This window comes from Sulfitobacter indolifex, from assembly GCF_022788655.1.
Lineage (GTDB): Bacteria > Pseudomonadota > Alphaproteobacteria > Rhodobacterales > Rhodobacteraceae > Sulfitobacter > Sulfitobacter indolifex.
Genome location: NZ_CP084951.1, coordinates 2350815 through 2371913 on the forward strand (window position 1 = coordinate 2350815; position 21099 = coordinate 2371913).

At 60.3% G+C, this 21099-nt stretch carries 23 protein-coding genes and 1 riboswitch; of the genes, 11 read left to right on the forward strand and 12 right to left on the reverse strand.

Going from position 1 to position 21099, the window contains the following annotated elements; genetic code table 11:
* Positions 1-479: 479 nt before the first annotated feature.
* Positions 480-1238: a response regulator gene (locus DSM14862_RS11460; protein WP_007120795.1), complete on the reverse strand. Its 759-nt coding sequence runs from the start codon at positions 1236-1238 to the stop codon at positions 480-482.
* A 128-nt stretch (positions 1239-1366) separates the two neighbouring features.
* Here DSM14862_RS11460 and trmB point away from each other — a divergent pair, with 128 nt between their 5' ends.
* The 4 genes from trmB (at position 1367) to DSM14862_RS11480 (ending at position 4659) form a co-directional block, all read left to right on the forward strand.
* A complete protein-coding gene (gene trmB / locus DSM14862_RS11465; protein ID WP_007120796.1) occupies positions 1367-2068 on the forward strand; it encodes a tRNA (guanine(46)-N(7))-methyltransferase TrmB in 702 nt (233 codons plus the stop codon).
* A 106-nt stretch (positions 2069-2174) separates the two neighbouring features.
* The gene (gene aroA, locus DSM14862_RS11470; protein WP_040701792.1) at positions 2175-3527 is read left to right on the forward strand and encodes a 3-phosphoshikimate 1-carboxyvinyltransferase; all 1353 of its coding nucleotides are present in this window, start codon (positions 2175-2177) and stop codon (positions 3525-3527) included.
* Entirely contained in the window at positions 3524-4027 is a 504-nt protein-coding gene (locus DSM14862_RS11475) for a hypothetical protein (protein WP_007120798.1), read from the forward strand. Before aroA ends, DSM14862_RS11475 begins: the two co-directional genes overlap by 4 nt.
* Positions 4024-4659 (forward strand): (d)CMP kinase, encoded by a 636-nt coding sequence (locus DSM14862_RS11480; RefSeq protein ID WP_007120799.1) that lies wholly within the window; start codon positions 4024-4026, stop codon positions 4657-4659. Before DSM14862_RS11475 ends, DSM14862_RS11480 begins: the two co-directional genes overlap by 4 nt.
* Positions 4660-4706: 47 nt before the next feature.
* Here DSM14862_RS11480 and metK read toward each other — a convergent pair whose 3' ends face one another.
* The 7 genes from metK to DSM14862_RS11515 all read right to left on the reverse strand — a co-directional run bounded on the left by metK (position 4707) and on the right by DSM14862_RS11515 (position 10919).
* The gene (gene metK, locus DSM14862_RS11485; RefSeq protein ID WP_007120800.1) at positions 4707-5888 is read right to left on the reverse strand and encodes a methionine adenosyltransferase; all 1182 of its coding nucleotides are present in this window, start codon (positions 5886-5888) and stop codon (positions 4707-4709) included.
* 4 nt (positions 5889-5892) lie between these two features.
* Positions 5893-5941: riboswitch (SAM-SAH riboswitch) on the reverse strand.
* A 31-nt stretch (positions 5942-5972) separates the two neighbouring features.
* Positions 5973-7472 (reverse strand): apolipoprotein N-acyltransferase, encoded by a 1500-nt coding sequence (gene lnt, locus DSM14862_RS11490; RefSeq protein WP_007120801.1) that lies wholly within the window; start codon positions 7470-7472, stop codon positions 5973-5975.
* Positions 7469-8371 carry a hemolysin family protein gene (locus tag DSM14862_RS11495; RefSeq protein ID WP_007120802.1) on the reverse strand — a complete coding sequence of 301 codons (903 nt, stop codon included), beginning with the start codon at positions 8369-8371 and terminating at the stop codon, positions 7469-7471. Before DSM14862_RS11495 ends, lnt begins: the two co-directional genes overlap by 4 nt.
* A 26-nt stretch (positions 8372-8397) precedes the next feature.
* On the reverse strand, positions 8398-8943 hold the full coding sequence (ybeY, locus tag DSM14862_RS11500) for an rRNA maturation RNase YbeY (RefSeq protein WP_007120803.1): 546 nt from the start codon (positions 8941-8943) through the stop codon (positions 8398-8400).
* Positions 8918-9907: a PhoH family protein gene (locus DSM14862_RS11505; protein ID WP_040701796.1), complete on the reverse strand. Its 990-nt coding sequence runs from the start codon at positions 9905-9907 to the stop codon at positions 8918-8920. The genes ybeY and DSM14862_RS11505 overlap by 26 nt, the downstream gene beginning before the upstream one ends.
* Positions 9908-10054: 147 nt before the next feature.
* Entirely contained in the window at positions 10055-10378 is a 324-nt protein-coding gene (locus DSM14862_RS11510) for a hypothetical protein (RefSeq protein ID WP_007120805.1), read from the reverse strand.
* Positions 10379-10391: 13 nt separating this feature from the next.
* Positions 10392-10919 carry an OmpA family protein gene (locus DSM14862_RS11515; RefSeq protein WP_050770441.1) on the reverse strand — a complete coding sequence of 176 codons (528 nt, stop codon included), beginning with the start codon at positions 10917-10919 and terminating at the stop codon, positions 10392-10394.
* 468 nt (positions 10920-11387) lie between these two features.
* Here DSM14862_RS11515 and DSM14862_RS11520 point away from each other — a divergent pair, with 468 nt between their 5' ends.
* Positions 11388-11732, forward strand: coding sequence for a hypothetical protein (locus tag DSM14862_RS11520; RefSeq protein ID WP_243254250.1), 345 nt, complete (start codon positions 11388-11390; stop codon positions 11730-11732).
* A 46-nt stretch (positions 11733-11778) separates the two neighbouring features.
* Here DSM14862_RS11520 and miaB read toward each other — a convergent pair whose 3' ends face one another.
* Entirely contained in the window at positions 11779-13083 is a 1305-nt protein-coding gene (gene miaB, locus DSM14862_RS11525) for a tRNA (N6-isopentenyl adenosine(37)-C2)-methylthiotransferase MiaB (RefSeq protein WP_007120808.1), read from the reverse strand.
* A 123-nt stretch (positions 13084-13206) separates the two neighbouring features.
* Here miaB and DSM14862_RS11530 point away from each other — a divergent pair, with 123 nt between their 5' ends.
* From DSM14862_RS11530 to DSM14862_RS11545, 4 genes are all read left to right on the forward strand, one after another.
* Entirely contained in the window at positions 13207-14076 is an 870-nt protein-coding gene (locus tag DSM14862_RS11530) for a hypothetical protein (RefSeq protein ID WP_040701810.1), read from the forward strand.
* A 267-nt stretch (positions 14077-14343) separates the two neighbouring features.
* Positions 14344-15036, forward strand: a complete 693-nt coding sequence (locus DSM14862_RS11535; protein WP_007120810.1) for a phosphatidylserine decarboxylase — start codon at positions 14344-14346, stop codon at positions 15034-15036.
* Positions 15037-15045: 9 nt separating this feature from the next.
* Complete coding sequence (gene pssA / locus DSM14862_RS11540) at positions 15046-15810, forward strand: CDP-diacylglycerol--serine O-phosphatidyltransferase (protein ID WP_007120811.1); 765 nt, start codon at positions 15046-15048, stop codon at positions 15808-15810.
* A 17-nt stretch (positions 15811-15827) separates the two neighbouring features.
* Positions 15828-16445 (forward strand): class I SAM-dependent methyltransferase, encoded by a 618-nt coding sequence (locus tag DSM14862_RS11545; RefSeq protein ID WP_007120812.1) that lies wholly within the window; start codon positions 15828-15830, stop codon positions 16443-16445.
* Positions 16446-16479: 34 nt separating this feature from the next.
* Here the strand turns inward: DSM14862_RS11545 and irrA are convergent, their stop codons facing one another.
* Positions 16480-16899 carry an iron response transcriptional regulator IrrA gene (gene irrA, locus DSM14862_RS11550; protein ID WP_040701812.1) on the reverse strand — a complete coding sequence of 140 codons (420 nt, stop codon included), beginning with the start codon at positions 16897-16899 and terminating at the stop codon, positions 16480-16482.
* A gap of 163 nt (positions 16900-17062) precedes the next feature.
* Here irrA and fabA point away from each other — a divergent pair, with 163 nt between their 5' ends.
* Complete coding sequence (gene fabA / locus DSM14862_RS11555) at positions 17063-17572, forward strand: bifunctional 3-hydroxydecanoyl-ACP dehydratase/trans-2-decenoyl-ACP isomerase (protein ID WP_007120814.1); 510 nt, start codon at positions 17063-17065, stop codon at positions 17570-17572.
* A gap of 67 nt (positions 17573-17639) precedes the next feature.
* Here the strand turns inward: fabA and DSM14862_RS11560 are convergent, their stop codons facing one another.
* A complete protein-coding gene (locus tag DSM14862_RS11560; protein ID WP_007120815.1) occupies positions 17640-18242 on the reverse strand; it encodes an SDR family oxidoreductase in 603 nt (200 codons plus the stop codon).
* Positions 18243-18318: 76 nt separating this feature from the next.
* A complete protein-coding gene (locus DSM14862_RS11565; RefSeq protein ID WP_007120816.1) occupies positions 18319-19698 on the reverse strand; it encodes an NAD-dependent succinate-semialdehyde dehydrogenase in 1380 nt (459 codons plus the stop codon).
* 164 nt (positions 19699-19862) lie between these two features.
* Between DSM14862_RS11565 and fabB the strand changes: the two genes are divergently transcribed.
* The gene (gene fabB, locus DSM14862_RS11570; RefSeq protein WP_007120817.1) at positions 19863-21092 is read left to right on the forward strand and encodes a beta-ketoacyl-ACP synthase I; all 1230 of its coding nucleotides are present in this window, start codon (positions 19863-19865) and stop codon (positions 21090-21092) included.
* Positions 21093-21099: the final 7 nt, after the last annotated feature.

Genomic DNA, 21099 nt, shown 5'->3' on the forward strand with positions numbered 1-21099 from the left:
AGCTTTTCGTTTCCTTATCAAATGTTTCTGGCCGCGCGGTTGTCTCCGCCGGTCTGGAGTTGCAATTGGTCGTCGTGGTGGCACTGTGCTGATCATGCCGGAGAAACTCCGAAACAAAGGCACAGCGGTGAATCCGCAGTCGAACGCAAACAAAAGAGGGCCGGTTGAAACCGACCCTGCCCGCTATATCGCGTCCGAAGCTGTAACCGCCCCTTAGACAAGGCGCGTATAGGGGAAATTTTGCGCTCCTGCAAGGGCCATGGGTGCTCATGGCGGGTGATTTGCAGGGTTTTGCCGGAGGTGGCGTATGGGGTTACGTTTGCAACCAAGGGGTTGCAAGAGGCTTCCCCCCAAAGCGCAGATCGAGCGTGGTTTTTTCCTTCGTGGCCGCAGTTCGCCTCTTAGTAGAGCGGCAGGGGCGCTAAAAAACCGCCCCCTGTGAAAAACGCCCACGGCAAATAGCCCCCGAAAACAACATCCTACCCAAGCCCCCCACCCCACCCGGCGCCAAGTCCCGGCGTCGGCTTTGGCGGATCGCTAAGATCACCATCAGCAAGTTCACTGCCTCGAAAGCTCGCCAAATCCTCAACAAACTCCCACAAGCGCAAAAATGTATAGTCAACCTTGGCGAGTTCTTCCTCGATCAATGCCGGGTTCGACCGGTCGAGCGCGCGCAGGTCGCGCATCATGTCGCCGACCATAGGCTTAATCTCCTGCGCGCATTCTTCGGTGAATCGCCGCAAGACGCTTTGAACCTCAGTCCGTTTCTGTTCTTGCGTGGCGACACCCAAGAGCAGAGCCGACTTTTGCAGCGCGTTGAAGGCAGAGCGCCGCAAGGTGCTTTGCGAAAGTTCGTCCTTGGCGATATAGTCACTACAGCCGCCGCGCAGTGCCTCAATCGCGACATCAGTCTGATCCGTTCCTGTAACCATCACCGTTGCAACACCACCGTTTCGCGCATGTTGCCGGATGATCTGCAACCCGCGTAGCCCGTCCCCGTCGGGCAGGTTGTAATCCAGCAAGATCAGGTCAAATGCACCCTCGTCCAATTGCTGGCCAAGTGCGGCAAGGCTGTCCGCTTCTGTTAGCAGTGTGGGAAAATCGAGGCCCCCACAAAGCCGTTTGATCCGCATTCGGTCAAACCGGTGGTCATCCACAATCAAGATACGCGCCGCGCCACCCGGTTCAGCCGTGCCGCCTGCCGTACTCCTACCTGTCTCTTGTCTGGCCACGCTCATCTGCCATCCCCCTGCTATGCCCAGTCATCTATCCCCATCGAGCCTAATAAATGTTTAACCTCGCCTAATCGTCGGTCCCATGCAGAGGATTGTTGCGAAGGACCAGCCGGGCCGCTACATGAGCCGCCATGAGTGACACAGAACGCCCCCGCCGCAACTTCTATGGCCGCCTCAAAGGCAAATCCCTGAAGAAGTCGCAAAAGACCTACATCGACGAGGATCTCGACGCATTGTCGCCGGGGGCTGTCGATTGGGACGCCAATCCCGACCGCAGGCCGCTTGACCTTGATACGCTCTTTGGCGGGCGCAAGGTCTGGCTGGAAATCGGCTTTGGCGGTGGTGAGCATCTGGTGCATCAGGCGGGGCAGAACGCGGATGTCGGCATCATCGGCTGCGAGCCTTATATCAACGGCGTTGCCATGCTGCTGGGCAAAATCCGGCGTGCGGGCGTGGATAACCTTGCGATCCACCCCGGTGACGTGCGCGATATGTTCGACGTGCTGCCCGAAGCCTCCATCGACCGGGCGTTTCTGCTTTACCCCGATCCTTGGCCGAAAACACGCCACCACCGCCGCCGCTTTGTCACGCCCGAGCATCTAGAGCCGCTGGCCCGCGTGTTGAAACCCGGTGCGATCTTCCGGGTGGCGACCGATATCGAAGACTACGTTCGCCAGACCCTCGAACAGGTGCCGCAGCATGGCTTTGACTGGCTGGCCGAAGGGCCGGACGATTGGCGCGCGCCGTGGGATGATTGGATTTCGACCCGCTATGAGCAAAAAGCTCTGCGCGAGGGTCGTACCCCGCATTACTTGACCTTCCGCAAACGCTAAGCACTAGCGCCTGATACCACCCTGTTTACAACCCATTGCACGCGCGGCGATGGACGCTGCCGTTCGCCTGCGATAATAGGGGCCTCAAGCAGATCAGAGGTACTTCATGTCCAGTCACGGCAGCCCCATTCCCATGTCATCGCGCGCTTGCGGGCCGCTTAGCGGCACTGCCGAGGTGCCCGGCGATAAATCCATATCCCACCGCAGCTTGATCCTTGGCGCCATGGCCGTGGGCGAGACCACGATCACCGGGCTTCTGGAAGGGCAAGACGTGCTCGACACCGCCAAAGCGATGCGGGCTTTCGGGGCCGAGGTGATCGACCACGGCGGCGGCTCTTACTCCGTTCACGGCGTCGGCGTCGGCGGCTTTGCTGAGCCTGACAACGTGATCGATTGCGGCAATTCCGGCACCGGCGTGCGCCTGCTGATGGGGGCAATGGCGACCTCTCCGATCTCTGTGACCTTCACCGGTGACGCCAGCCTAAACAGCCGCCCAATGGCGCGGGTAACCGACCCGCTGGCGCTGTTTGGCACGCAATCCGTGGGCCGCACCGGGGGCCGCTTGCCGATGACCCTCGTGGGCGCGGCTGAGCCTGTGCCGGTGCGCTATACCGTCCCGGTCCCTTCCGCACAGGTCAAATCCGCCGTACTGCTGGCCGGGCTCAACGCGCCGGGCAAAACCGTAGTGATTGAGGCCGAAGCCACCCGCGACCATACTGAGCGGATGCTTGCGGGCTTCGGCGCCGAGATCACAGTTGAAGATACCGAGGAGGGCCGCGTCATCACCCTGACGGGCCAGCCAGAGTTGAAACCGCAGCATATCGACGTGCCGCGCGATCCGTCCTCTGCCGCCTTCCCTGTTTGTGCGGCGCTGATCGTCCCCGGATCGGACGTGCTGGTCCCCGGTATCGGGTTGAACCCCACACGGGCGGGGCTGTTCACAACCTTGCGCGAAATGGGCGCGGACCTGACCTATGAAAACGAGCGGACCGAAGGCGGCGAACCTGTCGCTGACCTGCGCGCGAAATTCTCACCCAATCTACATGGCATCGAAGTCCCGCCCGAACGCGCGGCGAGCATGATTGACGAATACCCCGTGCTCTCGGTCGTGGCGGCCTGTGCCACGGGCGACACCTTGATGCGCGGCGTCAAAGAGTTGCGTGTCAAGGAAAGCGACCGGATTGAGGCCATGGCCAGCGGCCTGCGCGCCAATGGTATCGAAGTCGAAGACGGGCCAGATTGGTGGATCGTCAAAGGGTTGGGCCACGGCAATATTCCCGGAGGGGCGACCTGCCAAAGCCACCTCGATCACCGCATCGCCATGTCTTTCCTGATCCTTGGCATGGTCGCGCAACAGCCGGTGCAGGTGGATGACGGTGGCCCCATTGCCACGTCTTTCCCGATTTTCGAGCCGCTGATGGCGTCCTTGGGTGCGCAGGTCGAACGGCTGCCTGCGTGACAGGGGACAGGCTCATTTGGCTCAGCCTTTGCGCCGCGTTGGCCTTTGCCGCCCTTGCGGGCTTTGCCGAAACCCACCTGCGCGCGGCGGGCATGGGGGTCTTGGACGGGCGGCTTTGGGGCTATGATCTGGCCGAAGCGCGCGCCTATCTCACAGCCCTCAGCCCAAAACAGACAGCACTTTACTTCGGCCAATTCGGGTTGGCTGACACGGCCTTCCCCGCGCTTCTGGCGCTGGCATTACTGCTGTGGTTTCGGCGCTGGTCGGCGGGCGGGCTTCGGCTGGCGCTGACGCTTGCCGTCGCACTCTACCTCGGCGCAGATTACACCGAGAACATGCTCATCGCCCGGCTGGTTGAACTGGGGCCGGAACGGCTGACTGCACAAGCGGTTGCGACCGCCAGCCTGTTTACGCAGGTAAAATGGACGATACTGGCCGCCTGTTTCGGAGCAGCCCTACTGCTTGGCCTCCGGGCGCGCAACGAAAGGAATCTACAATGACGAAAAGTACCAATGGCGGCATGACTGTTGCCATCGACGGCCCCGCAGCGGCGGGTAAAGGCACGGTCGCTAAAGCGGTCGCAACGCATTTCGGCTTTGCACATCTCGACACCGGGCTTTTGTACCGGGCGGTGGCCGCGAAAACCCTTAAAGGGATGGACCCTGAAGAGGCCGCACGAACGCTCGCCCCTGTCGACCTTGAAGACCCCAGCCTGCGTGACCCGGACGTGGCGCAAGAGGCCAGCAAAGTGGCGGTGATTCCGGCGGTGCGTGCAGCCCTCGTGCGGTTCCAACGCAGCTTTGCCACCCGTGCGGGCGGTGCGGTGTTGGACGGGCGCGACATTGGCACGGTGATTTGCCCCGACGCACCGGTGAAACTGTTCATCACCGCCAGCCCCGAAGTGCGCGCGCAGCGCCGCTTTGCCGAGCTTTCGGGCAAGGGGATCGAGATCACTTATGAAATCGTCTTGGACGACGTCAAACAGCGCGACATGCGCGACATGAGCCGCGACCAAGCGCCGCTAAAACCGGCCGCTGATGCCAAGCAGATCGACACCACAGAAATGGCGATCGAAGATGCGGTGGCCGCAGCGGTGGCTTTGGTCGAGGCCAAACAGGCCGAGCGGGGGTAAGTGCCGCTAAGCCTAAAGGGTGGGCGCGATCGCCCACCCATATATTTTTACACTGCCGCCTTAAGCTGATCGACCAGATCACGGCGTTCCCAGCTAAAGCCGCCATCCGCCTCGGGCGCGCGGCCAAAGTGTCCATAGGCCGCCGTGCGCTGATAGATCGGCTTGTTCAACTGCAGATGTTCACGAATGCCGCGCGGGGTCAGATCGATGATCTGGCGGATCGCTTTTTCAATCGCCGCATCATGCACGTCGCCAGTGCCGTGGGTGTCACAATAGATCGACAGCGGCTCGCTCACGCCAATCGCATAGCTAAGCTGGATGGTGCATTTCTTAGCCATCCCTGCCGCCACGACGTTTTTCGCCAGGTAGCGCGCGACATAGGCCGCTGAGCGGTCCACCTTGGTCGGGTCTTTGCCCGAAAACGCGCCGCCGCCGTGCGGGGCCGCACCACCATAGGTGTCGACGATGATCTTGCGGCCCGTCAGGCCCGCGTCGCCATCCGGCCCACCAATGACGAAAACGCCGGTGGGGTTCACATGCCAGACGGTCTCATCGTCGATCCAACCTTCAGGCAGGACTTCGCGGATGTAGGGCTCAACAATATCGCGGATGTGGGCACTGGACTGGCTCTCGCTCTCATGTTGCGTCGACAGCACGATAGAGCTTACGCCAACCGGTTTGCCGTTCTCATAGCGCACTGAAAGCTGGCTTTTCGCATCCGGGCGCAGGGTCGGCTCGGTGCCGTCTTTGCGCACTTCGGCCAGACGGCGCAGGATTCCATGGGCGTAGTGGATCGGCGCGGGCATCAGCTCGGGCGTCTCGTCGGTGGCGAAACCAAACATGATCCCCTGATCGCCTGCGCCCTCTTCCTTGCCGTCAGCCGCATCAACGCCTTGGGCGATATGCGCGGACTGTGGGTGCAACAGGTTGGTGATCTCGCATGTCGCGTGGTGGAACTCTTCCTGCTCATAACCGATGTCTTTGATGCAGGCGCGGGCGATGTCTTCGACACCGGCGAGGTATTCGTCAAGCTTGGCCTTGTTGGCCAGACCAACCTCCCCGCCGATTACGACGCGGTTGGTGGTAGCAAAGGTTTCGGCGGCGACCCGTGCTTCGGGTTCCTCGCTGATAAAAGCGTCGAGGATGGCATCGGAAATCCGGTCGCAGACCTTATCCGGGTGCCCCTCGGAAACGGATTCCGAAGTGAAAGTATAGTTCTGACGGGACATGTAGTGCTCCAATAAAAATTACGCACCACGTCAGGAAGCCGTTGTGATGCTCTGCCAACGGCTTAGACAACCGCTGGTGGATGGTCAATCGGCATTCCCGGGCCTGCGGCGGCGGGCTACAGCAAGCCCTGCAAGGCATAGCCCCAAGAGCAGCGAAAGCGGCAAATCTCCGCTGCGGCTATAGAGTGTTGGCGGCAATGGCGCGGGCAGCGGCGCGTCAATGAACCCTGCGGAATTGAGCGCCAGCGACGCGGTCACGCGCCCCTGCGGGTCGATCATCGCCGAGATGCCTGTGTTGGCCGCACGGGCCATGGGCAACCCCTGCTCAATCGCCCGCATCCGCGCTTGGGCAAGGTGCTGGCGCGGGCCTGCCGCCTTGCCGAACCATGCGTCATTGGTGACCTGCATCAAGAAGGCGGGCCGCGCCGGGGCGGCGTTCACATCATGGGCAAATACGGCCTCATAGCAGATCAACGGCAATGCGGCGCCGAGCGGCCCCATATCAAGAAGCTCCGCGCCCGGCCCACTGGAAAAGCCGTTGCCCTCTTGCGCAGCGAGGCCATGGATCCCGAAACGCGCCATCAGATCACCCAGCGGCATGTATTCGCCAAAGGGCACGAGGTGGTGTTTGTCATAAAGCTGATCCACCGCGCCATCGGCATCCAGCACAACGAGCGAATTGAAATAGCGCATGTTCGACCGGCGCTGCACCCCAAGCACAACGGGCACGTCAGACGCCGCACCGATCTCGGCCAGTGCACTGCCCGCCATATCCAACGCCCAAGGGATCGCCGTTTCGGGCCAGATCACCAGATCAGGCGCTTGGCTTGCGTCTTTCGGCGCGGCGGCGGTGTACTCGAGCTGCCGTGAGAAAAAGAATTCAAATCTGTCCGCGTTCCACTTTTCCCGCTGTGTTGCATTGGGCTGGACCAAGCGTACCACCTGATCAGTCAGCACCGCAGGCGGCGCTTGTGGCGGCAACAGCAAGAGCAGACCGGTCGACAGCGCCAACGTCCCCTGCCCCAAGCGCAGCGCCAAAGGGCCGCGCAGCAACAAGGTCGCGGCGATGGCAAAAAGCCAGAGGTTCAGCGCATAGGGGCCGACCCAAGCCAACCCCTGCCCGGCCATCACGCCGACCAGCGCCTGCGCGGGCATAGCCCATGGAAAGCCGGTGAAAATATAGGCCCGCAGCAGTTCAACCGCCGCCCAGGTCAGCGCCAAGACCAGCCCGCGCCGTGGTGAAATCCAACGGGCAAGACCGAAAGCCAGCCCCCAGAACAGTGCCATCCCTGCCGCCAATAGGATCAGCGCAAAGGGCGCCATCCAACCATGGCGTTCCACATCGACCATAAAGGGCGATACGATCCATTGCAGCGCGTGCAGGAAATAGCCCAAGCCAAAGCCCCAACCCAAAAGCGCCGCGCGCACCGGACCAGCCGATTGCGCACGATACAGCCAGAACGCCGCCAGCAGCCCGGCAAAAAGCAGCAGCGGCAGTTCATAGGGCGCTTGCCCGAAGGCGGCAGCAGCTCCGGCGATCGGAGCCAGCAACATGCGGCCCCGCATCGCCAGCCGCTGCATCATCCCCCGGCCCCTTGGGTGCGGACCCGTAAGCGTTTGATGCGACGCGGATCGGCGTCGATGACCTCAAACTCAGGGCCGTCGGGGTGCAAAACCACCTCGCCGCGCGCCGGAACCCGGCCCGACAGCATGAAGACCAAACCACCAAGGGTGTCGATCTCCTCTTCGTCGACGGTCTCATGGTCGGTCAGCGAATGGCCAATCTCAGCCTCAAAATCACCCAGCGGGGTCTTGGCCAGCGCCAGATAGGTGCCGGGCTTTTCGACCGTCCAATAGGTGCCCTCGTCAACGTCATGTTCGTCTTCGATCTCGCCGATGACCTGTTCGATCAGGTCTTCGATGGTGACAAGCCCGTCAACGCCACCATATTCATCGATCACCAATGCCATATGTCGCCGCTCGGCCTGCATCTTGGTCAGCAGCACGCCGATGGTCATCGACGGCGGCACATAGACCAAGGGGCGCAGCATGGCGCGCAGATCGAATTTGGTGTTTTTGCCATTAAACCCGTGGTTCAGCGCAAGGTCTTTCAAGTGGACCATGCCCACCGGCGTGTCCAGCGTGCCGTCATAGACGGGCAGCCGTGTCATGCCGCTTTCCTTGAACACCGCCACCAGCTCATCCAACGTGGCGCTCACCGGCACAGCGGTGATATCCGCCTTGGGCACCGCCACATCATCAACCCGCATCCGACGCAGGTTGATCATGCCGTGCCCGGTGGGCCGCTCGGCCTCTGCCGATGCCTCGGGGGTGTCATCCTCGCTGTCCGATGGGCTTAATGCCTCGAACACCCGAGAAAAGAAATTGCCGGTGCGCATTGCACTATCATCCGGCAGCTCATGTCTATCTTCATCCGCAAGCGCGCTCTGCGCCGCCTCAGATGATCCGTCTGTATCGCCCATTGGGTCCCGTCTGTGTTACAAGCCCCTTAAGGGCCATTTTCCTTATATGGGTCATCATAACCCATTTTGCCAAGTATTTCGCGCTCTAACCCCTCCATCAACATGGCGTCGGGGTCATTTTCGTGGTCATAGCCCAGAAGATGCAACAGCCCATGTACAATGAGATGGGTCACATGCGCATTCAAAGGCTTGGCCGCCGCACTGGCCTCGGCGGCACATGTCTCATAAGCCATGGCGATGTCGCCCAGTTCAAGCATTCCGTCAATGCCGGGTGCGACGGGCAGCGGATCACCGCCCGGCGCGGCGGCACCGCGTTCCTCCGCAGGCCAGCTGAGCACATTGGTCGCACGCGCCTTGCCACGAAAGTCTTCGTTCAGCACAGCAATGCGCGCATCATCGCAGGCCAGCAGGGTCATCTCTGCGGTTTCCGCGTCCAGCCCCAGATGTCCAAGCGTGGCTTGCGCTGCGGCATGCGCCAAACGCTCAAGGTCGACCGCCTCCCAGCGGTCGTCCTCAATCACGATATCGAAATCTTCAAGCATCACGTCAAGCGGCACCGCTATCCGCCTCATAAGCCTCGATAATTGCCGCAACCAGCGGGTGGCGCACCACGTCCTTGGAGGTGAAGTAATTAAAGCTAATGCTGGGGATCGTTTTCAGCAAACGCTCGGCATCCTGTAGCCCCGATTGCACCCCGCGCGGCAGGTCGATCTGTGTACGGTCGCCAGTAATCACCATACGCGAGTTTTGCCCCAGACGTGTCAGGAACATCTTCATCTGCATCGACGTGGCGTTCTGCGCCTCATCCAGCACGACAAAGGCATTCGAGAGCGTCCGCCCCCGCATAAAGGCCAGCGGCGCAATCTCGATGCGCTTTTCCTCTAGCAGTTTCGCCAGTTGCTTGCCCGGCAGGAAGTCATTCAACGCGTCATAAAGCGGCTGCATGTAAGGATCGACTTTGTCCTTCATGTCACCCGGCAGATAGCCCAACTTCTCCCCCGCCTCGACAGCAGGGCGTGACAGGATGATCCGGTCCACATGGCCACCGATAAACATCGACACGCCCACCGCCACGGCCAGATAGGTCTTGCCCGTACCCGCAGGACCGATGCCAAAGGCCAGTTCATTGTCAAACAGCGATTGCACATAGGCCTTCTGCGCGTCGGTGCGCGGCTCGACCCGCTTTTTACGCGTCTGGATCTCAATCGCGTCGCCCATGGGCATTTCCAACTGGTCGCCCTGACGCACGCCAGTACCCGCGCTGGAATTGCCCATGCGCAACATGCCGTCCACATCAGCAGACTCAACCGAGCGGCCGCTTTCAAGCCGCACATAAAGCGCATTCAGCAGGCTTTCGGCTTTTTCAACGGCCTCGCCCTCACCCAAAATTTGCAGGTGATTGCCGCGCCGGATGATCTGCACCTCGAGCGATTTCTCGATAGCAGCCAGATGCGCATCATAAGCGCCGCAGAGGTCGATCAGCAGGCGGTTATCGGGAAACTCCACCACCCGTTCGGCCGCGGTTTCCGGTGTCATCAGATCAGTTGAAGGCAATGCGCGCATCCTTTGTTAAGCATTAAAAGGAGAGATAGGCAGGCAGACAGGATTTACCAACCCGTTCCGACAAAAAGGGCCGAAGCGCAATGCGCTCCGGCCCAGTGTGTTTGATATGGACCACATAGGTCAATTCGGGTCTTTGATGCTAGAGCCGCCTTTGAAGTCGCCTGCGGTATGTGTGGGCGGTGCCACGCCCGAGCAGACCGGCTTGCCGAATTTATCAAGCCGCGCCGAAAGATAGCCCTCGACCCCATCGTCGATGATCCAATGATCACAGCCATTTGGATCAACCCAGATGCCCGCCTGAAGCTGGCTGAGGTGCTTTTTGTCGATGCCCCGGTCAAATGTCTTGTCCGAAGGGTAGCCGCGGCCCAATCCACCTTCGTAGTCGGTACAGGCCGACAGGCCGACGGCGCAGGCGGTGACCATGAGAAGTTTCGTCTGAATCACTTTTTTGGTCCCTTCAGCGGATGCAGATAATTTCGACACGGCGGTTTTTGGCCATGTTCGCAGCGGAATTGTTCGGCACGGCTGGCATCCGTTCGCCGTAGCCCCGTACATCGGCGATGCGTGCGCCAACTTGGTTGGCGACATGCGCGACCGAGTTTGCGCGGTTGTAGGACAGGCGCATGTTATAAGCGTCCGACGCGCGGCTGTCGGTATGGCCGGTGATGATATAAGAAACCGCCCCGGTCGACTGGAAGAAATTCGCCAAACGCGCGCGGCCCTGAGCGGAGATATTGTATTTGTCGGTGGCAAAGAACTGGTCCGCCTCCATCACACCGCAAACATCGCCACGGCGGCATACGGGGATGCCCTGACGGGTGGTGTGCGGGGTCATATACCCCTCAGCACCGTCATCCATCACCCAATGTTCGCATCCATCGGGATCAACCCAGATGGTCGGCGTGTAGACGCCTTTGTCACGGCCCTGTTGCGAGCGTGTCTGCGCGTCTGCCGACGTGCTGGCAACGGTCAGCGCGGCTGCCATCGTCAGGCTGGCGATGGCGCGCAGCGCATTGGAAATAGTGGGTCCCACAGCGATTGTCCTCATTCTAAATTTTGGCAAATGCGGCCCCACCCCGAAGCAGCATCTACATAATATGGTGTCAGGTTAGGCAAAAACTTGCCTGCTGTGAAGCTGTGAAATCAACATTTTGTGGCCTGGACACTTTAGGTCACAACGAATCTGCTGCGGCGGGGGACTGGGGAAAGACAGATCGCTCAAGGCCTCGTGCCTGAACCGCCGACTTAGAAAACACCCCATTGATCGCCACCTAAGCGACAATCAACTGCGGGCTTTCAAGATTGTTCGCAGCCCCCTGACAGTTCCATCGAATTTTCTTGAAATGCGCACGGTTGGGCCTAAGCCTCTATGCATCGGATCGCGAGGGTGGGACTTTCGCGCGGCTTTGCCGATCTGGACTGACGCTGCAATGATAACTTGGGGGACCAACTCATGATGAAAACAATACTCGCCACCGCCGTCACCGGCCTGCTGGCCATGCCTGCTTTTGCTGGTGGTGTGACATACGCCTACCACCATCAAGGCAAGGCGCATCCAACAGGCAACGTGATCCATGTCAGCTGCTTTCGCGGCCCGTGGAAGGGCGTGATCTGGGACCGCCCCAATTCTGTCTTCGTGGATAGCCTCGTGGCCGTGGGCTACGATTTCTCGACCGCCCATGCCGTGGCCGAGCGCATCTGCCGCGACGACAAACTGGTGGGCAACCCTGCTGGCATGAAAGCGGAGATGGAGCGGATCTTTGCGGATGCGTCATCTCATCGCAAGCACAACTACTGAAACGCTCAGGGTGCGCGGCAACGCGCACCCAAGGCAGCCCTAACCTTTAGACCTGAACGGCGGCCAGAGAGTTCGTCTTCGCCTCGGTCACCCGCACGCGCTGGATGTCACCGATTGCCGCTGTGCAGTTCTCGATATGCACTGCATGAAGATATTCAGACTTGCCGAGCATCTGACCGGGCAAGCGGCCCTGCTTCTCAACCAGAACCGACACTTCGCGCCCAACCATCGATTGCTGGATCTCACGCTGGTGCTGGGTGATCAGCCCCTGCAAGCGTTGCAGGCGGTCGTCCGCGACTGCCGGATCGACCAGTGGGCGCTCTGCCGCAGGGGTGCCGGGGCGGGTGGAGTATTTGAACGAATAGGCATAGCCGTAGCGTACTTGGCGGACCAGCTCCATCGTGGCCTCGAAATCGGCATCGCTTTCCTCGGGGAAGCCGACGATGAAATCGCCTGACAGAAGGATATCAGGCCGCGCTTCGCGGATGCGTTCCAGCAGTTTCAGATAGCTTTCGGCGGTGTGGCTGCGGTTCATCCGTTTCAGGATGTGGTCGCTGCCCGATTGCACTGGCAAGTGCAGGTAAGGCATCAATTCTGGCACCTCACCATGCGCGGCAATCAGATCGTCGCCCATGTCGTTGGGGTGGCTGGTGGTGTAGCGGATGCGCTCTAGCCCGTCGACTTTGGCCAAAGCGCGGATCAGATCGGCCAGTGTCATGCCGCCGTGGTAGGCGTTTACGTTCTGACCCAGCAAGGTGACTTCACGCACGCCGCGCTCGACTAGATCACGCGCTTCTTCCAACACCTTTTCGGCAGGGCGCGAGACTTCGGCGCCCCGCGTATAGGGCACCACGCAGAAGGCGCAGAACTTGTCGCAGCCCTCTTGCACCGTGAGAAATGCCGCAGGCGCGCGTTTCGCCTTAGGGCGGCTCTTGAGGTGATCGAATTTGTCTTCTGCCGGGAAATCGGTGTCGAGCGCGCTTTGCCCACTGCGCACCTTCGCCTCCATCTCTGGCAGACGGTGATAGCTTTGCGGCCCAACGACCAGATCGACGGCAGGCTGGCGGCGCATGATCTCTGCCCCCTCGGCCTGCGCCACACAGCCCGCCACACCGATCTTCAAGTCGGGGCGCGCGTCTTTCAGCGGCTTCAGGCGGCCCAACTCGGAATAAACCTTCTCCGCCGCCTTTTCGCGAATGTGGCAGGTGTTGAGCAGGATCATATCGGCGTCGTCAGCCTTGTCGGTCGTGACATAGCCCTGACCGCCCAGGCTTTCGGCCATGCGTTCGCTGTCATAGACGTTCATCTGGCAACCATAGGTCTTGATGAACAGCTTTTTCGGTTGTGTCATGGCGGGGATCCAACTGGCTTTGGCAGTACATAGGCAGATGGCGTTGTCTAACAGCGGCAGCCGCGTCTTGCAATGCGCCCGGAATTGACCGACTTTGCCCCACGGAAATTCCAGCGGGGGCCTATGCGGTATCGCGATCTTGATCACCTTATCAAAGAGGCACGCACGGCGCTGAACGCGGGCCCCGTCGCGATGGTGCTGGTCGAGGATGATGTCGAGATCGACACGACCATTCGCCACCACCAGCAGGCCGGTTTTGACACGGTGATGGCGCTGATGCCCCCGGCGTTCGACCTGCCGCGCGATTTGCAGCAAAGCGTGCTCAGGGTCGATTACGACACCACACGCGACGGCGCGTTAGAGCAGGCGGTGAACCAGATGATCGCGGCGCTGCCGGGGCAATGGCTTTATTACTGCTACAACGCCGAATACCTTTTCCACCCCTTCAGCGAGACGCGCAATATCAAGGAATTGTTGGCTTTTCACGTTGAAGAGCGGCGCGATGCGTTGCTGGGCTATGTGGTCGACCTCTACGCGCTGGACCTCAAGCGGCACCCCAATGCGGTCTCACTTGATCAAGCGCATCTGGACCGCTCAGGCTATTACGCATCGGCGCGCAAGGACACGGAGCAGCAAGGGCACCCAAAGGAACGGCAGTTGGATTTCTTTGGCGGCCTGCGCTGGAGGTTTGAAGAACACGTCCCCCCGCAAAGCCGCAAGATTGACCGCATCCCCCTGTTTCGCGCCAAGCCGGGGCTATTGCTGCGCAGCGATCACACGTTCAATGATGAAGAATACAATACCTACGCGTGTAAGTGGCACCACAATATAACCACGGCGATTTGCTCGTTCCGCACGGCCAAAGCGCTGAAAAGCAATCCGGGCAGCCGCTATGATATACCCACTTTTCAATGGCATAACTCAGAGCCGTTTGAGTGGCATTCACGGCAGTTGATGGATCTGGGCCTGATGGAGCCGGGTCAGTGGTTTTGACAGCGCTTCGCTAAAGGCTTTGCCGCCCAAGGACCCAAAGGGCACTGCCCTCCCCCCGGGGGGAAGTTTTCTGCTGCCTCATCATACAGCATCCTAGACGATTGATGCTTCCGTCTGCCCTGCGCCCCCATTCATCGCCCTACAGGGAGGGCTACGCCCTTCGCGCATGCCTGCACCCTACCGCCCAAACATGCCCTATTCCCAAAACCGACTTGCACTCGCGCGCTATGCACCTATGACGGAAGACAGCCATCACGGGAGGGTCCGATGTCCGTCAACATGCTCGACACATTCATCAAACCGATGCACCGCGAGGGCGTCAAATTCGTGGCGATCTTTGCCGCCATCACACTGGTACTTTTTGCCATCGCAGATGTGCTGGGCTGGATCGGCGTCGGTCTGACCGTCTGGTGCTACTACTTCTTCCGCGATCCAGAGCGTGTCACCCCCGACCGGCCCGACCTGATCGTTAGCCCCGCCGACGGCATCGTCTCACTGATCGAGCCTGCGGTGCCCCCCGCCGAACTGGGCATGCCCGATGTGCCCCTGACCCGCGTGAGCGTCTTCATGAGCGTGTTCAACTGCCACATCAACCGCGCCCCCGTCGCGGGCAAGGTGCAGGCCGTGGCCTACCGCCCCGGCAAATTCTTTAATGCTTCGCTCGACAAAGCCAGCGCCGACAATGAGCGCAACAGCCTGTGCATCCGTATGGACGACGGGCGCGATCTGGCCGTGGTGCAGATTGCGGGCCTCGTGGCGCGGCGGATCGTCTGTTTCGTGAAGTCCGGCGACGGGCTGGAAACCGGCGAGCGCTTTGGCTTGATCCGCTTTGGCTCGCGTCTAGATGTCTACCTGCCCGAAGGCGTCGACCCAATGGTGCGCATCGGGCAAACCATGGTCGCCGGGGAAACCGTGCTGGCCGAGTTGAAACCGCCGGTGGCCCAGTCCACCCCCGTCTAGGATTGCTGCATGCGCCCCTCTTCTGAAAAGTCCGGCGCAGACCTTGCGCTGATCCAATTGCTGCCAAATGCGCTGACCATCACCGCGATCTGCGCGGGCCTCTCGGCGATCCGCTTTGGCGTGAATGGCAACTATGTGCTGGCGGTGCAACTGATCCTGCTGGCTTGTGTGCTGGATGGGTTAGACGGGCGGCTGGCGCGGCTTTTGCGCTCTTCCAGCCCGATGGGCGCAGAACTGGATTCGCTGGCCGACTTTTTGAACTTTGGCGTGGTGCCGCCGCTGATCCTCTACTTCTGGGCCTTGCAAGACATGGGCGGCGCGGCTTGGATTGCGGTGTTGATCTACGCGGTTTGCTGTGTGGTCAGGCTGGCCCGGTTCAATGTGAACGACAAGGCCGAAGCCGAGAAAGCCAAGAATGGCGACGCGGTCGGGGAATCCGGCTCCTACTTTACCGGCATCCCCTCGCCCGCAGGGGCCCTGCTGGTGCTGTTGCCGATGACGCTGTCCTTTGCTTTCCACAACCGGCCCATTCTGCCGGACTGGATCATTGCGCTGCATATGGTGCTGATCGGCTTTCTGATGATCAGCCGCATCCCCACATGGTCATTTAAAACCACCAAGATTTCGCGCCGCCATGTGAAATACCTGCTCGTCGGTGTGGCAATTTTTGCCGCAGCACTGGCGACCTATGCGTGGACCACATTGGTCGCAGTTTGCGTGGCCTATATCGGCATGGTGATCTGGGGCCTGCTGCGCGGCAAAAAAACCAAATAAAACCAAAAGGAATTAAGATGGATATCAAGGCGGTCGAGACTTCTTATGCCCGCTGGGCGCCGATCTACGACAAGACCTTTGGCGCGCTGACCAGCGGTGGCCGTCGCCATGTGGTCGCCCATATCAACAAGGGCGACGGCACAGTGCTCGAAGTCGGCGTTGGCACCGGATTATCGCTGCCGCATTACGCGCCACATCTTTCAGTCACAGGTATGGATTTCAGCGATGAGATGCTCGCCAAAGCCCGCGAGCGCGTCGCGCGCGAAGGGCTGACGCATGTAGCCGGCCTGCGCCAGATGGATGCCCGCGACCTTGATTTTCCCGACGCCAGTTTCGACACCGTCGCCGCCATGCATGTGCTGTCGGTCGTGCCCGAACCTGAGCGCGTGATGGAGGAGATCGCCCGCGTGCTCAAACCTGGCGGTCAGGTGGTCATCGCCAACCATTTTATGCGCACCACCGGCGTTTTGGGTTTTCTTGAAAAAGTGTCCGCGCCCTTCGCCAATACGCTGGGCTGGCACTCGGATTTCGAGATGGAAACCGTGCTGCAACAAGATGCGCTGCAAGTCGAAGACGAACGCGCCCTGCCGCCAATGGGCATGATGACGTTTCTGGTGTTGCGCAAACGCGGCTAAGCCGCCCCTGTGGCAGGGCGCATCGCCCCGCCGCTCAGGACTTCCGGCGCAGGCGGATCACCACATCAACCGAGGCGATCTCGGCCCCCTCAGGCGCATCGGGAAGCTGGGCAATCACCAACTGCTCTGACGGCGCGTCTGTCAGCTTGCTGTCGTCTTCCCAAAAGAAATGCGGGTGGTCGTGGGTGTTGGTGTCGAAATAGCTTTTGGAGCCATCAACGGTCACTTCCTGCAACAATCCAGCATCACAGAACGCCCGCAGGGTGTTGTAGACCGTTGCCAGCGACACGGCTTCGCCCTGCCCTTTGGCTGCCTCAAACAGGCTTTCGGCGGTGACGTGACGGTCTTGTCCATCGCCCACCAGCAGGCTTGCCAGCGTAACACGTTGGCGTGTGGGGCGTAGTCCGGCCTGCGCCAACCAGCGCGTCCCGACCTCTTGTTCCTGTTCGGACATCAATTTCCTGCCTTTCATGGTCATATAAAGGATGAAATCCCCGGTTTTCAATTGAAAACCTCGCGCCAATCGTCGCAGCTGCGCGCGCGCGGCCCTTGCAGCATGCTGGAGCGCGATGCTAAACGGGACCCAAGTGATAACAGACCAGCAGGAGAGCCGCAGTATGGCCGACTACCCCACGAGTTTCGACAAGGAAGATCTGCTGAAATGCGCCCGCGGCGAACTTTTCGGCCCCGGTAACGCGCAGCTTCCTGCCCCGCCGATGCTCATGATGGACCGGATCACCGATGTATCCGCCGATGGCGGCGCCCATGGCAAAGGCCATATCACCGCCGAATTCGACATCACCCCGGACCTGTGGTTCTTCGAATGCCACTTCCCCGGTAACCCGATCATGCCCGGCTGTCTGGGCCTAGACGGTCTGTGGCAGTTGACCGGTTTCAACCTCGGCTGGCGCGGCTGGCAGGGGCGTGGCTATGCGCTTGGCGTGGGCGAAGTGAAGCTGACCGGCATGGTCCGGCCTGAGCGTAAGATGCTGACCTATAAGATTGATTTCACCAAAGCGATCCAAACACGCCGTCTGACCATGGGTGTGGCCGACGGCATCGTCGAAGCCGATGGTGAAGTGATCTATCAGGTGAAAGACATGAAAGTCGCGCTGAGCGAGAGCTGAGCCGACAACGCCCAGCGAATACGAAAAAGGGGGCCGCGTGGCCCCCTTTTGTGTCTCTAGCATACCCTTAGAGGGTCTGCATTTCCTGTACCTTACCATCATGGCGACCAGTCACCGCCGCCTCGGCCAACACGGCGGCCACATCACCGCGGCGCGCTTGACCCTGCTGATCGACACTATCGCCCAAGTTCACCGCGTTGGTCTTGGGGTCATCGGTCAGCGCCACGGGGCGTAAAATGGAATAGGTCAGCCCTGAGTTGATCAGATGTTGATCCGCTGCCTGCTTCGCTTTGAGGTAATGGGTCATTTCCGTATCTTCGGGCGGGTTGTCAGCCCCGACCGAGCTTAGCATCACGAAACGGTCCACATTAGCTGTACGGGCCAAATCAATCAGATGCTGCGCGCCTTTTCGATCAACCTTCTCGGTCATCTCAGGGCCGGTGTTACCACCCGAGCCTGCAGCAAAGACGACGACATCCACATCATCACAGATGCCTGCCCGCAGTTTCGTCAAATCCCCTTCGCGCTGTGCTGTGCATTCGGGCAGAACAGAAGTGTCAGACCCTTTGCGCACCAGCGCGATCGGCTCCGCCCCTCGATCTTTCAATTCACTTACGAGCAAACGCCCGGTTTTGCCGGTCGCACCGGCAACGAGTACCTTAAGTGTCATATGGAACCTCTTGAATTTTCGTTGATACCACAGCGGGCAACTGGAGAGCCGCCCGCCTCTAATCTGCGAGTGCTGCTTAGGACGGCAGGAAAATCGCCTTGGCGTTGACAAACTCGCTCATGCCAAAGCCGCCATGTTCGCGGCCATAACCTGAGTTCTTGACCCCGCCGAAGGGCATATTCGGATCCGCCAAACCAAAACCATTGATCCGGATCATCCCGGTGTCAAACTCGGCCCGAGCCAGTTCAAGCGCGCGGTCTTCGTCTTGCGAGAAGATACCGCCGCCAAGGCCATAGCGGCTGTCATTGGCAATGCGCATCGCGTCTTCGTCATCCTTGGCGCGGATCACCGAGGCGACAGGGCCGAAGATTTCATCGTCATAGGCGGGCGAGCCGGGCTTCACATTGCCCAGAACGGTCGAGGGATAGTAAGCCCCCGTGCGGTCAGGCACTTCGCCCCCGCAGAGCAGTTCGCACCCATTCTCGACGCTTTCCTTAACCTGATCGCGCACCGTCTCGAACTGTTCTTGGCTCGACAGCGGGCCAAGGCCGGTGCTTTTGTCCATCGGGTCGCCCATCTCGATCGATTTCATTTGCTCAACAAAGGCGCTCACGAAGGCGTCGTAATTCTTGTCGGTCACGATAAAGCGCTTTGCCGAGATACAGGTCTGGCCATTGTTGTAGATCCGGCCGGCGACAGAGAACTTCACTGCCGTCTCGATGTCTGCATCATCCAGCACGATGAAAGCATCGTTCGAACCCAGCTCCAAAACCGATTTCTTGAGGTGCTTTGCCGCCAGCGACCCGATGTGGCTGCCCGCTTTGTCGGACCCGGTCATGGTCACGCCACGCACCAGGTCATGGGCGATCAGCTTGTCGCTGGTGTCATGGTCAATAATGACGACGTTAAACAGGTCTTTCGGCAGCCCGGCTTCTTCACAGATCTCCTTGAGACGCAGCGCGCTGCCGGTACAAATTTGGGCGTGTTTTAGGACGTTCCCGTTGCCTGCCATCAGGTTTGCCGCCAGAACGCGGACCGGCTGGTAAAAGGGGAAGTTCCACGGCTGGACTGAATAGATCACGCCGATCGGCTGATAGGTCACCACGCCGTTTTTCTTGCCGTCCATCAACTCGCGGGTCTCGTCTTTGAGTTTTTCCGGGCCCGCGTCGGCGGTCCAGTCAAAGATCGCGGCGCAGAGGTCGACTTCGTCAAGACTGTCGTTGTACAGTTTACCAACCTCGCGGGTCATCAACTCGGCCAGTTCCTCTTTGTTGTCGCGCAGTTTTTCGGCGATCTTTTTCAGATAGGGCGCGCGTTCTGCATGGGTGAACTTGCGCCACTTTTTAAAAGCTTCATGCGTGGCCTCGACCGCTTGGGTCGCCTCGGCTTCGGACATCACGGTGTAGGTGTTCAGGACTTCTTCGGTGGCGGGGTTTATCGTTTTGATCTCGGGCATTCTGTTCTCCTCTATGTCTTGCTTGGCCAACACCGCCTGCCCGCCGCGCGTTCCATCACAGAACCTTGACCGACAACTTCCGCCCGCGGCCAAATGGCAAACCGCTTGCGCCGTCCCGCCGTGCTGTCATACACCGGGGCTGATAAAACAAAGGAGTGCTGCCCATGCGCCGCGTCGTCGTCACAGGGTTGGGAATTGTCTCATCCATCGGAAATAACGCCGAAGAAGTGCTTGCCGCGCTGAAGGACGGCACCTCCGGGATCGAAGCCAGCCCGGAGATGGCCGAACACGGGTTCCGCAGCCGCGTGGCCGGAACGCTTAAGATCAATCTGGCCGACCACATCGACAAGCGCACACTGCGCTTCATGGGGCCGGGCGCAGGCTATGCCTATGTCGCGATGGATCAGGCGATCAAGGATGCCGGGCTGAGTGAAGATCAGATCAGCAACCCGCGCACCGGTCTGGTGGCAGGCTCCGGCGGGCCGTCGACCTCCGCCATGTTCGCCGCGCATAACATCGTCAAAGACACAGGCGCCACCAAGCGCATCGGGCCCTTTGCCGTGCCGAAATGCATGTCTTCGACCGTCAGCGCGAACCTGTCGACCGCTTTCAAGATCAAGGGCATCAACTATTCGATCACCTCAGCCTGCTCCACCTCGCTGCATTGCATCGGCAACGCGGCTGAGCAGATCATGCTGGGCAAGCAAGACGTGATGTTTGCCGGTGGTGGTGAGGAGTTGGACTGGACGCTGTCGTGCCTCTTTGACGCGATGGGCGCGATGTCGTCCAAGTACAACGACGCCCCCGAAACAGCGAGCCGCGCCTTTGATGCGGACCGCGATGGTTTCGTAATTTCAGGCGGCGGCGGGATGCTGGTGCTGGAAGACCTCGACCACGCGCTGGCGCGCGGTGCAAAAATCTATGCCGAGGTGACGGGCTATGCCGCCACCAGCGATGGGCACGACATGGTGGCCCCTTCCGGTGAAGGCGGCGAGCGCGCGATGCGTCTGGCGCTTGAGACCCTGCCCGAAGGCCGCAAGGTGGGCTATATCAATGCCCATGGCACCTCGACCCCCGTCGGCGACGTGGGCGAGATCGAAGCGGTCCGCCGCGTCTTCGGTCAGGGCAGCACGCCTCCGGTCAGCTCGACCAAATCCATGACTGGCCACGCCCAAGGCGCCGCCGGTGCGCTGGAGGCGATCTTTAGCCTGCTGATGCTGGACAATGATTTCATTGCTCGGTCGATCAATGTGCAAAATCTCGACCCGGCGCTTGATCCGTCGGAAATCGCGCTGGAGCGGGTCGACAATGCGGGGCTCGATTCCGTGATGACCAACTCTTTCGGGTTTGGTGGCACCAATGGGTCGATGATCCTGTCAAAGTATAAGGGCTGAGGGCGCG